This window comes from Nocardioides sp. P4_G4 (assembly GCF_056401085.1).
Genome location: NZ_JBFUKA010000113.1, coordinates 1 through 11,098, shown reverse-complemented (window position 1 = coordinate 11,098; position 11,098 = coordinate 1). Strand labels below are relative to the sequence as shown.

Annotated in this window: 9 protein-coding genes; 5 read left to right on the top strand and 4 right to left on the bottom strand. The window is 72.0% G+C overall.

Annotation, left to right across the window (positions count from 1 at the left end; genetic code table 11):
- The coding region (locus AC1DQF_RS19580; protein ID WP_477526903.1) for an ABC transporter permease at positions 1 to 407 on the bottom strand (407 nt) is incomplete at its 3' end.
- A 143-nt stretch (positions 408 to 550) separates the two neighbouring features.
- Between AC1DQF_RS19580 and AC1DQF_RS19575 the strand changes: the two genes are divergently transcribed.
- From AC1DQF_RS19575 to ppdK, 3 genes are all read left to right on the top strand, one after another.
- Positions 551 to 1,987, top strand: a complete 1,437-nt coding sequence (locus AC1DQF_RS19575; protein WP_477526902.1) for a lactate racemase domain-containing protein — start codon at positions 551 to 553, stop codon at positions 1,985 to 1,987.
- Between the two features lie 46 nt (positions 1,988 to 2,033).
- Positions 2,034 to 2,777: an NUDIX hydrolase gene (locus AC1DQF_RS19570; protein WP_477526901.1), complete on the top strand. Its 744-nt coding sequence runs from the start codon at positions 2,034 to 2,036 to the stop codon at positions 2,775 to 2,777.
- A gap of 104 nt (positions 2,778 to 2,881) precedes the next feature.
- Complete coding sequence (gene ppdK, locus AC1DQF_RS19565) at positions 2,882 to 5,554, top strand: pyruvate, phosphate dikinase (RefSeq protein ID WP_477526900.1); 2,673 nt, start codon at positions 2,882 to 2,884, stop codon at positions 5,552 to 5,554.
- 52 nt (positions 5,555 to 5,606) lie between these two features.
- On the opposite strand, the gene AC1DQF_RS19560 is transcribed toward ppdK, so the two are convergent.
- Positions 5,607 to 6,506, bottom strand: a complete 900-nt coding sequence (locus AC1DQF_RS19560) for an EamA family transporter (protein WP_477526899.1) — start codon at positions 6,504 to 6,506, stop codon at positions 5,607 to 5,609.
- Between the two features lie 74 nt (positions 6,507 to 6,580).
- Here AC1DQF_RS19560 and AC1DQF_RS19555 point away from each other — a divergent pair, with 74 nt between their 5' ends.
- Complete coding sequence (locus AC1DQF_RS19555; RefSeq protein ID WP_477526898.1) at positions 6,581 to 7,465, top strand: LysR family transcriptional regulator; 885 nt, start codon at positions 6,581 to 6,583, stop codon at positions 7,463 to 7,465.
- Between the two features lie 75 nt (positions 7,466 to 7,540).
- Here AC1DQF_RS19555 and AC1DQF_RS19550 read toward each other — a convergent pair whose 3' ends face one another.
- On the bottom strand, positions 7,541 to 8,476 hold the full coding sequence (locus AC1DQF_RS19550) for a co-chaperone YbbN (protein WP_477526897.1): 936 nt from the start codon (positions 8,474 to 8,476) through the stop codon (positions 7,541 to 7,543).
- Positions 8,477 to 8,545: 69 nt separating this feature from the next.
- Between AC1DQF_RS19550 and AC1DQF_RS19545 the strand changes: the two genes are divergently transcribed.
- Positions 8,546 to 9,151 carry a GtrA family protein gene (locus AC1DQF_RS19545; RefSeq protein WP_477526896.1) on the top strand — a complete coding sequence of 202 codons (606 nt, stop codon included), beginning with the start codon at positions 8,546 to 8,548 and terminating at the stop codon, positions 9,149 to 9,151.
- 18 nt (positions 9,152 to 9,169) lie between these two features.
- Here the strand turns inward: AC1DQF_RS19545 and AC1DQF_RS19540 are convergent.
- On the bottom strand, positions 9,170 to 11,098 hold a 1,929-nt coding region (locus AC1DQF_RS19540; protein ID WP_477526895.1), incomplete at its 5' end, for an MMPL family transporter.

Genomic DNA, 11,098 nt, shown 5'->3' with positions numbered 1-11,098 from the left:
ACATAGATGTCCTCCACGGCGGCGATCCCCTCGTAGAGCACGACGACCGACGCGAAGAACGCCGCCCAGACGAGCACGAACAGGCGCGCCTCCTCGCCGATGCCGAGGTAGATGATCACCAGCGGCGACAGGGCGATCGGAGGCAGGGCCCGGCAGAAGTTGATGATCGGGTCGAACATCGCGCGCAGCGTGGGGAACCACGCCAGCGCGAAGGCCACCGGGAGCGAGAGCGTGCAGCCGATGGTGACGCCGATCAGCACCCGCAGGACRCTGAGCCGGATGTCCACCATCAGTCCCTCCGGCTCGCGCAGCCCCGACCACGCAGCGGCGAAGACGTCACCGGGCGTCGGCAGGTCCTTGCCGGTGAGACCGGACGAGGCGGCCAGCCACCACACGGCAATGACCACGGCAAACCCTGCGAGTGACAGGACGGTGCGTCGGAGCGCCGTCACATGTCCTCCTGAGATAAAGTCGAGCGACTTGCTGCACATTAGCATGCACATTGGATGTAATGTGTAACAGGCAATTCTCCTGACGTGAAGGGCATCGCATGCAGGTCGAGATCGAGTACGGCGACGGACACCTCGTGGTGGAGGTCCCCGACGACGCGGTGGTGGTCTCCTCCGACCGCACCGACCACGAGCCGGAGCCGCTGGCCGATCCCGCGGCAGCCACCCGGGCGGCGCTCGACGCCCCGCTCGGCTGTGACCCGATCGCCGGCCTGGTGGGGCCGGGCCAGAAGGTCACCATCGCCTTCCCGGACCGCGTCAAGGGCGGCCAGCACGAGACCGCGCACCGACGGGTGGTCCTGCCCCAGCTGCTCGACGACCTGGAGGCCGCCGGGGTCGCGCCGCAGGACATCCGTCTGGTCTGTGCCATCGGGCTGCACCGCAAGAACCGGTGGGAGGAGTTCGAGGCCTACCTCGGCCGCGACGCCCTCGCCCGGCTCCCCCGCGCCAACGTCGTCAACCACGACGCGGAGGATCCGGACGGCATGGTCGACCTGGGCGAGTCCGCCCTGGGTGACCCCGTGCAGGTCAACCGGGCCGTGGTCGACAGTGACCTCACGATCCTCATCGGGCACACGGCCGGCAACCCGTACGGCGGCTTCAGCGGCGGCTACAAGATGCCCGCCACCGGCCTGACGAGCTGGCGCTCCATCGCCTCCCACCACGCCCCGCGCAGCCTCTACCGCGAGGACTTCGTCCCGGTCTCGACCCGCAGCAGGTTCCGCGACCAGCTCCGGGCGATCGGTCAGCGGATGGAGGAGGTGATGCCCCAGCCGTTCTTCAGCGTCGATGCCGTGCTCGACTCCCGTTCCCGCCAGCTCGGGGTCTACGCCGGGCGGATCCCTGAGGTCGAGAAGGCCTCCTGGCCACTCGCCACCGCCCGCACCGACCTGCGCATCGAGGGCCCCTGGGACGGCCCCGCGGACGTGCTCGTGGTCGGGATCCCCCGCAACTTCCACTACGGGCCGGGCATGGGGTCCAACCCGATCCTGATGACCCAGGCGGTCGGCTCCAGCCTCGTCCGGGCCAAGCGGGCGCTGGTCGACAAGCCCGTCGTGATCGCCGCGGCGGTGTGCGACGGCTGGTTCAACAGCACCGAGTTCCCGCCCTACGAGGCGGCCTTCGAGCGCCTGCAGTCCTGCCAGCACCCTGCGGACATGGTCCGGCACCAGGAGGAGCTCGCCACCGACCCCGAGTGGGTCTACCGCTACCGCCACCACTACGGCTACCACCCGTTCCACGCGTTCTCGATGATCTACGTCGGCGGCATCGCCCGCGAGCACTCCTCGCAGTTCTTCCTCGCCGGCGCCCAGCGACCCGACCTGGCCCGCGCCATGGGCGCCCGCACCACCGCGACCGTCGAGGAGGCGCTGCGCGAGACGGCGGCCGCCCTGGGTCGACCGCCGCGCGTGCTCGTCGTACCCGCCCTCTCCCAGCCGGCCTTCCACCTCACGGCCGGGGGCGCGGGGACGGCGTGAGCACGCCGTGCGGTCCTGCTGCACCCCCGCTGGCTAGGGTGGCGGCGTGAGCCAGCCGATCACCGTGACGACGGTCGCCGAGGGGGTCGCCCGACTCGCCTGGAGTGCCGACACCACGATCGACGAGGTACGCCGCGAGGTCGCCCGCGCTCTCGTCGACCACCCGCGCGTCGAGACGCTCGTCGATCCCGACGACCAGGCGGCGCAGCGGACGGCGACCTGGTCGGGGATGCACCGCGAGGGCGTCATGCGTGGCGTCACCGTCGCGGACGGACCGGTCGACCGCATCGTCTACGCCCGGCTCGCGACCGACGCGTCGGTCAACGAGCCCGGCGGCTTCCGTGCGCTGCTCAACTCGTTCCTCCCGCRCAAGCGGGCGATCAGCCAGATGCTGCTGCGCGACCCGGACGACCGCGTGCTGCTGTGCCGGCTCACCTACAAACAGGACTGGGACCTGCCGGGCGGCGTCGTCGAGGTCGGCGAGTCGCCCCGGCTCGCCGCGGCTCGCGAGGTCGAGGAGGAGCTCGGACTCACCCTGGAGCCCGGGGCGCTGCTGCTCACCGACTGGCTCCCTCCGTGGGGCGGCTGGGACGACGCCGTCTGCCTGGTCTTCGACGGCGGGGTGCACGAGACGTCGGTCCTGGACACGGTGGTCAAGCAGGAGCGCGAGATCCGCGACGTCCGGTTCTGCACGCTCGACGAGGTGCGCGAGCTGGCGGCCRACTTCACGGCTCGCCGCGTCGAGGCGGCCCTCACGGGCGAGGGCGACTACACCGAGTCCGGGCGCTGATCCACCGCCCTCCTCCCCCGGGACACGACTCCCGTCCCGGACTTTGGGGACTCGTCCCTGCTCGGTACTGCCCAATCGGGCGCCGGAGGAGCAAGATGCCTGGGATGAACACTTGGGTCTACGACTTCGCCGACGGTGACCGCGACCAGAAGGACCTGCTCGGGGGCAAGGGGGCCAACCTCGCGGAGATGAGCAACCTCGGGCTCCCCGTCCCACCGGGGTTCACCATCACCACCGAGGCCTGCCGCGCCTTCCTCTCCCACGGCGCCGAGCCCGACGGCCTCTCCGACCAGGTCGGCACGCACCTCGCCTCGCTCGAGCAGGCGATGGGCCGCCGGCTGGGCGACCCCGAGGACCCGCTGCTGGTCAGCGTGCGGTCCGGGGCCAAGTTCTCGATGCCCGGGATGATGGAGACCGTCCTCAACATCGGGCTCAACGACGCCTCCGTGGCCGGGCTGGCCCGGCAGAGCGAGGACGAGCGGTTCGCCATGGACTCCTACCGCCGGTTGCTGCAGATGTTCGGCGGCACCGTGCTCGGCATCCACGGGGAGCACTTCTCCGACGCGCTCGACGCGGCCAAGGACGCCAAGGGCGTGACCGACGACCTCGATCTCGACGTCGAGGACCTCAGGACCCTCGTCGAGACCTTCAAGGGCATCGTGCGCGAGCACGCCGGCATCGACTTCCCGCAGGATCCCCGCGAGCAGATGGACCGCGCCGTCCGGGCGGTCTTCGAGTCGTGGAACACCCCCCGGGCCGTCCTCTACCGCCGTCAGGAGCAGATCCCCGAGGACCTCGGCACCGCGGTCAACATCCAGGCCATGGTCTTCGGCAACCGGGGCATGACATCAGGCTCGGGCGTCTGCTTCACCCGCGACCCCGCCTCCGGCGACCAGGGCGTCTACGGCGACTACCTCCAGAACGCGCAGGGCGAGGACGTGGTGGCCGGCATCCGCAACACCGTGTCCCTGGCCGACATGGCCGAGGTCGACCGGAAGTCCCACGACGAGCTGCTCGACATCATGTCAACCCTCGAGCACCACTACCGCGACATGTGCGACATCGAGTTCACCGTCGAGCAGGGCAAGCTCTGGATGCTGCAGACCCGGGTCGGCAAGCGCACCCCCGAGGCGGCGTACCGGATCGCGGTGCACATGGTCGACGAGGGGCTCATCGACATGGACGAGGCCCTGCGGCGAGTCACCGGGGAGCAGCTGGCCAACCTGATGTTCCCGCGCTTCGACGCCGGCGCCGACAAGACGCTGCTGGCCGTCGGCATGAACGCCTCCCCCGGCGCCGCCGTGGGCAAGGCGGTCTTCGACTGGGCGACGGCCGTCGAGTGGGCGGACCAGGGCGAGGACGTCATCCTGGTCCGCAAGGAGACGACTCCGGAGGACCTCCACGGGATGATGGTGGCGCGCGGCGTGCTCACCAGCCGCGGCGGCAAGACGTCGCACGCGGCCGTGGTCGCGCGAGGCATGGGGCGCACCTGCGTGTGCGGCGCGGAGGCGCTGGACGTCGACACCCGCGAGGGCGAGTTCACGGTCCGCAACGGGCCCACGATCCGTGAGGGCGACGTCATCTCCATCGACGGCTCGACCGGCGAGGTCTTCCATGGGGCGGTGCCGGTCGTGGACTCGAGCGTGGTGCGGTACTTCGAGGGCGACGACACCGACCAGCCGGTCGTCGAGGCGGTGTCCCGGCTCATGGAGCACGCCGACTCCCTGCGGCGGCTGCACGTGCGCACCAACGCGGACACCGCCCAGGACGCCGCTCGCGCGCGCCGCTTCGGCGCGCAGGGCATCGGCCTGTGCCGCACCGAGCACATGTTCCTCGGCGAGCGCCGCCAGCTGGTGGAGAACCTCATCGTGGCCGAGGACGAGGCCGGCCAGGAGGAGGCCCTGGCCGAGCTCCTGCCCCTCCAGCGCAAGGACTTCCTCGCGATCTTCGAGGCGATGGACGGCCTGCCGGTCACGATCCGCCTCATCGATCCGCCGCTGCACGAGTTCCTCCCCGACATCACCGAGCTCTCCGTCTCGATGGCGGTGGCGGACGTCCGCGGACACCGCAAGAAGCGGCAGCGCACGCTCCTCGCCGCGGTCCAGCGGCTGCACGAGTCCAACCCGATGCTCGGCCTGCGCGGCGTACGACTGGGCATCGTCATCCCCGGCCTCTTCACCATGCAGGCCCGCGCGATCCTCGAGGCGGCCGCCGAGCGCATCCGCAACGGAGGCCGCGCCGAGCCGGAGATCATGATCCCGCTGGTGGCCAGCGTCCGCGAGCTCGACCTGGTCAAGCGCCGGATCGTGCAGATCGCCCGCGACGTCGAGGCCGAGCTGCACGTCGAGATCCCGCACAAGATCGGCACCATGATCGAGCTGCCACGCGCCGCACTGACGGCCGGYTCGATCGCCGACTCCGCCGACTTCTTCTCCTTCGGCACCAACGACCTGACCCAGATGACCTGGGGCTTCTCCCGCGACGACGTCGAGGCGTCGTTCTTCAGCACCTACCTCGAGCAGGGGGTGTTCCCGGTGTCACCGTTCGAGTCTCTCGACGTGGAGGGCGTCGGTGCACTGGTACGTCGCGCGGTCACCGACGGGCGCGCGGCCAACCCCGACCTGCACCTCGGCGTGTGCGGCGAGCACGGCGGCGATCCCGCCTCGATCCACTTCTTCGACGAGGTGGGCCTGGACTACGTGTCCTGCTCTCCCTTCCGGGTGCCCGTCGCGCGGCTGGAGGCCGGGCGGGCGGCCCTGGGCGAGACCGAGAACTGACCGGGCATCGACCGGCCGGCGTTCGACGGCCGGCCGGTCGACGTCCGGGAGCTCAAGGCGCCGTCAGGCGGCGCTCCGCCTCGGGCGCCGACGTCGCCACCGGCCCGGGCCGCAGCGCGACCAGGGCGCCGACGAGCAGCAGGACGCCCCCACCGGCCTCGGCCGCGTTGGGCACCTGGTCGAGCAGCAGCCAGGCGGAGACCATCGCCACGACGGGGGCCAGCAGCACCCACGGCACCACGGCGGCGGAAGGCCAGCGGCCCAGCAACCCGGTGAAGATGCCGTAGCCCACCAGGGACGCGAGCCCGGCGGTGTACACCGTCGACACCACCGCCTGCCACGAGAAGCCGGCCAGGGCGGCACCGACCACATCAGGTCCGTCCACGAGCAGGGAGAGCCCCAGCAACGGCAGCGGGACGACCAGGGCCGACCAGACGGTGAGCGACAACCCGCCGCTGACGCCCGCGCCGCGGGCGACCACGTTGCCCACGCCCCACGAGAGGGCTGCCGCCAGGCAGAGCAGGAGCGCGACGGCCGGTACGTCGCCGCCCCGTCCGACGCCGACGACGACGAGACCCAGGGTGCCCAGCGCCACCCCGGAGACCTGGGACCTCGTCGGCAGCTCGCGGAGCACACCTGCCGCGATGACGATGGTGAGGACGACCTGGGCCTGCAGGACGAGCGCGGCCAGGCCGGGYGGCATCCCGGCCGCCATCGAGACGTAGAGGAAGCCGAACTGGCCCAGCGACATGAAGGCGCCCACGGCCAGGACCACGCGCCACGGCGCCTCCGGGCGGCGGACGAGGCAGATCGCCGGGAGCAGCACGGCGGTGAAGCGCACGGCTGCGAAGAGCAGTGGCGGGACGCCGTCCATGCCCCAGTCGATGACCACGAAGTTGAGGCCCCAGATGGTGGCGACGAGGGCGGCCAGGAGCGAGTCGCGGAGGGTCACGTGCTCCAGTCTGGGGCCCGGTCACCATGAAGCACCAGCAAATGAATGTCCCGCCGTCCATGTAGCATCTCTGCATGATCGACCTGGCCGCCCTCGCCTCGCTCCGCGCGGTCGACACCCACGGTTCCGTGGTCGCCGCCGCCGACGCCCTCGGCTACACCCCCAGCGCGGTGTCGCAGCAGGTCAAGCGCCTGGAGCGACAGGCGGGAGTGGCGCTGCTCGAGCGGGTGGGTCGCGGGGTCGTGCTCACCGGGCCCGGGCGGCACCTGGTCGACGCCGGCGGCCGGCTGCTCACCGACCTCGAGGGACTGGAGTCGTCGCTGCTCCGCGACACCGGCCGGGTCGCCGGCCACCTGCGGGTGGCGGCGTTCTCCACGGCGATGCGAGGACGCGTGGCGCCGTCGGTGCGGGCCCTCCTGGACACCCATCCGGACCTCGCCCTCACCCTGGCCGAGCACGAGCCCTGGCAGACCGTCGACCTCGTCGCAACGGGTCAGGTCGACCTCGGGCTGGTGCACAGCTGGGGCGACGTGCCGCTGGAGATCCCCGAGCACGTCGTGGCCACGACGGTGGGCCACGACGTCGCCGACGTGGTGGTGCACCGTGACCACCGGCTGGCCGGCCGCACCCGCGTCTCGCCGCGCGACCTGCTCGACGAGGCCTGGGTCGCCACCCCGGAGGGGACGATCTGTCGCCAGTGGCTCCGCCGGATGTACGACGGCACCGGCCGCCTGCCGCGCATCGCCCACGTGGCCATGGAGTTCGACAGCCACCTGGCCCTGGTCGGCGCCGGGCTGGGGATCGCGCTCGTCCCCCGCCTCGGCCGCTCGCCCCTCGCCGACGACGTCGTCGCGGTGGCCGCACACCGGCCGACACCCACGCGGGAGCTGGTGGTCCTGCACCGCGCATCGATGGGCGACTCCCCCGCGGTCCGCGCCGTGGTCGCCGCACTCTCCTGACGAGCTGTGTGTGGCTTCGGTGTCACCAAGTGACACCGAAGCCACACACAACCCCGGGAGGGAGACCTGCCCGGCTCAGAACAGGGCAGAAGCCAGGTTGCGACGGCCCGCGAGCACCCGCTCGTCGTCGTTGCCCACGGCCGCGAAGAGGCCGAGGAGGTGGTCGCGGGCCTGGGTGCGGTCCGCGTCCGACGTCCGGGCGACGAGGGCGACCAGCCTGTTGAAGGCGTCCTCGACGTGGCCGCCGAGGAGGTCGAGGTCGGCCACCAGGGTCTGCGCCTCGACGTCGTCGGGGGCATCCGCTGCGGCCGCACGGGCGGCGTGCAGGTCGGCACCCTGGGTGCGCTGGAGGACCTTGGCCATGGCCAGGCCGGCGGCGGCCTCGGCGTCGGCCGGGTTGGCGTCGACGAGCTTCTGGTACTCCGCCACCGCGCCCTCGATGTCGCCCGCGCCGAGGGCGTCCTGGGCGGCGGCGTACCGCGGGTCGACCTGCTCCTCGTCGTCACCGGTCGCGGGCGCGCCGGAGCGGGGCTGGTGGCGACCGGAGATGCCCTGGGTGGTGAGCTGCTCGAAGAGCTGGCCGAAGAGCGTCGAGAGCTCCTCGCGCGACAGGGCACCGGGGATCGGCTGCGTCACGGGCCGACCGTCGAGCACCACCAGCATCAGGGGCACCTGCGGGATCTGCATCGCCTGCGCGATCTCCGGGGCGGCGTCGATGTCGACGAGACCGGCGAGGAGGCGTCCGTCCTGGCCCTCGACCACGGCGGCCACGTCGGCGGCGTACGCCTCGCTGCCCGGCGCCTGCGTCGCGGAGTGGAAGACCAGCACGACCGGAGCGGTCATCGACTCCTGGAGCATCTGCTGGAGGTTGTCCTGGGTGACGTCCACGGAGTACGACGACCCTCCGGCGGAGCCCGTCGAGGGCGCGGCTCCGGCGGCGGGAGCGGACGCCGGACGCTTCAGGCCGGACAGGTCGACGGCACCGGGACGGGAGAAGGGCTGCTGGCTCATGCCCCCATTCTCCCCACAGACCCGCACGGCGGTCGAATGGGCTCCCGCCTTCCCGGCTAGCCTCCTCGCGTGAGCGTCGTGCGAAGGATCGTCGGGCGCCACGGCCACAACCTCGTGCTGCTCACCCGCTTCGCCGTCGTCGGCGCCAGCGGGGTGGTCGTCAACCTCCTCGTGCTGGTGCTCCTGCACAGGGTCGGCCCGCCCTTCGAGGACGTGGTCGTCGGCCTCCCGGCCAGCGACTTCAACGTCCGCTGGTACCACCTCTACTCGACGCTGGCCTTCCTCGTCGCCAACCTGTGGAACTTCCAGCTCAACCGCAGCTGGACCTTCCGCAGCGCCCGCCACGCACGGTGGTGGCGCGAGTACTGGCCCTTCCTGACGGTCGGTCTCGCCGGCCAGGTGATCGGCCTGGCGCTGCTGACCGTGCTGCTCCACCCCGGCTCGCCGCTGGCCCTGCCGACCTCGGTGCTCGACGGCTCGACCGGCTTCCGCAACCGGCTCTACTGGGGCCAGCTCATCGTCATCGCGGTGGTGACGCCGCTCGGCTTCGTGCTCAACAAGATCTGGACCTTCGGCGCCGTCCGCACCCACCACCGCGAGCTCGCCGACCCCGTCCACGCGCACGACCTGGTGGCCGGCGAGGGCCACCCCGTCCGGCGGCGACCCGAGGAGTAGTCGGCTCCCCGGCAGCGGTCAGACCAGCGCGTCCTCGCGCTCGTCCTCCGGGAGCCGGCGCGGCGCCCGCTGCTTGTCCACCAGCGCGGAGCCCTCGACGTCGAGGTGCGGCAGGATCCGGTCGAGCCAGACCGGCATCCACCAGACCTTGTCCCCCAGCATCGACATCACCGCGGGGGTGAGCGTCATCCGGATGAGGAACGCGTCGAGCAGCACGCCGACCGCGAGGCCGAGGCCGATCGGGCGGGCCATCGTCATGTGCGACCACACGAAGCCGGCGAACACCGACACCATGATCAGCGCCGCCGCCGCGACCACCCGGGCGCCGGAGGCGAAGCCGGTGTGCACCGCCCGGCGGGCGTCCTGCCCGTGCACGTAGGACTCGCGCATGCCGGACACCAGGAACATCTGGTAGTCCATGGCCAGGCCGAAGAGGATGCCGATGAGCAGCGTCGGCATGAAGCTCAGCACCGCGCCCGGGTTGTGCACGTCGAAGACGCCACCGAGCCAGCCCCACTGGTAGACCGCCACGATCACGCCGAAGCTCGCCACCACCGACAGCAGGAAGCCCGCGGTCGCGATGATCGGCACCAGCACCGAGCGGAACACGATGGTGAGCAGCACCAGGGACAGGCCGATGACCAGCACCAGGTAGAGCGGGAGTGCGTCGGCGAGCTTCTGGGAGACCTCGATGTTGGCCACCGTGGCCCCCGTGACGCCCACGTCGACGCCGTCGGCGGCCAGCTCGTCGGTCACCGGGCCGCGCAGCTCGTCGACGATCGCGACGGTGCTCTCGGCGGAGGGCCCGTCCGTGGGGACGACCTGGAACGCGAGCGTGCGGCGGTCCTCGCTGACCCCGATCGGGAGCACGTCGCTGACGCCCTCCACGTCGGCGAGCGCGGAGCCGATGCGGGCCTGCGTGGCAACCACGTCGCCCTGGGCAACAGGTTGCTCGACGTCCGCGGAGACCACGATCGGGCCGTTGGCGCCGGCGCCGAAGGCCTCGCCCACCCGCTCGTAGGCCTGGTACGCCGTCGAGTCCGGCGGCTCGGAGCCACCGTCGGGCAGGCCCAGCCGCAGGGAGAGGGCCGGGATCGCGAGCGCGCTCATCAGGAGCACGACGGCGACCACGGCGGCCGGGGCACGGCGCGTCACGACGGCGACCCACTTCTCGGGCCAGCCGTCCTTGCGGGGTCCCGCCTTCGTCGTACGACGCGGGATCGCGCGCCGACCGGCGAGCGAGAGCAGCGCCGGGGTCAGGGTCAGGGCGACGAGCACGGTGACCAGCACGGTGGCCGCGGCCAGCACACCCATCTGGACGAGCACCGGGATGCCCGAGACCAGCAGGGCGGCCAGGGCGATGACGACCGTCGCGCCGGCGACCACGACGGCCGTGCCGGCCGTGCCGGTGGCCAGGCCGATGCTGTGCCGGACGTCCTCCCGGTCCACCTCGTGCCCGGCGTGGGCCAGGTCAGCGAGCTGGCGCCGGTGCCGGTTGACGATGAAGAGCGCGTAGTCGATGCCCACCGCGAGGCCGAGCATCGCGCCGAGCACGGGGGCCATCTGCTGGAGGTCCAGCCAGTGGGTGAGCGCCAGGGCGCCGAGGAGGCTGACCCCGACCCCGGTGAAGGCCACCGCGAGCGGCATCCCGGCCATCACCAGCGAGCCGAGCATCACCAGCAGCACGACGGCGGCGACGCCGACGCCGATCGCCTCGCCGATGCCCCCGACCTCGGTCGAGAAGACCAGCTCCTGGCCGTAGTCGGCCTCGACACCCGCGTCGGCCAGCTGCGCGCCGGTCTCGGGCACGAGGGCGAGGTCGTCCGGCGAGATCTCCTGCATGCTGGAGTCGAAGCGGATCTGGACGAGGGCCGTGGTGCCGYCCTCGCTGACGAGGCGTACGCCGTCGCCGAGACCCCGCAGCGTGGCTCCGTCGGTGTACTGCTG

Bases quoted from the DNA above. Each gene is read 5' to 3' on its own strand.
- AC1DQF_RS19575 (WP_477526902.1), top strand. From the start codon at position 551: ATGCAGGTCGAGATCGAGTACGGCGACGGACACCTCGTGGTGGAGGTC.
- AC1DQF_RS19555 (WP_477526898.1), top strand. From the start codon at position 6,581: ATGATCGACCTGGCCGCCCTCGCCTCGCTCCGCGCGGTCGACACCCAC.
- AC1DQF_RS19550 (WP_477526897.1), bottom strand. From the start codon at position 8,476: ATGAGCCAGCAGCCCTTCTCCCGTCCCGGTGCCGTCGACCTGTCCGGC.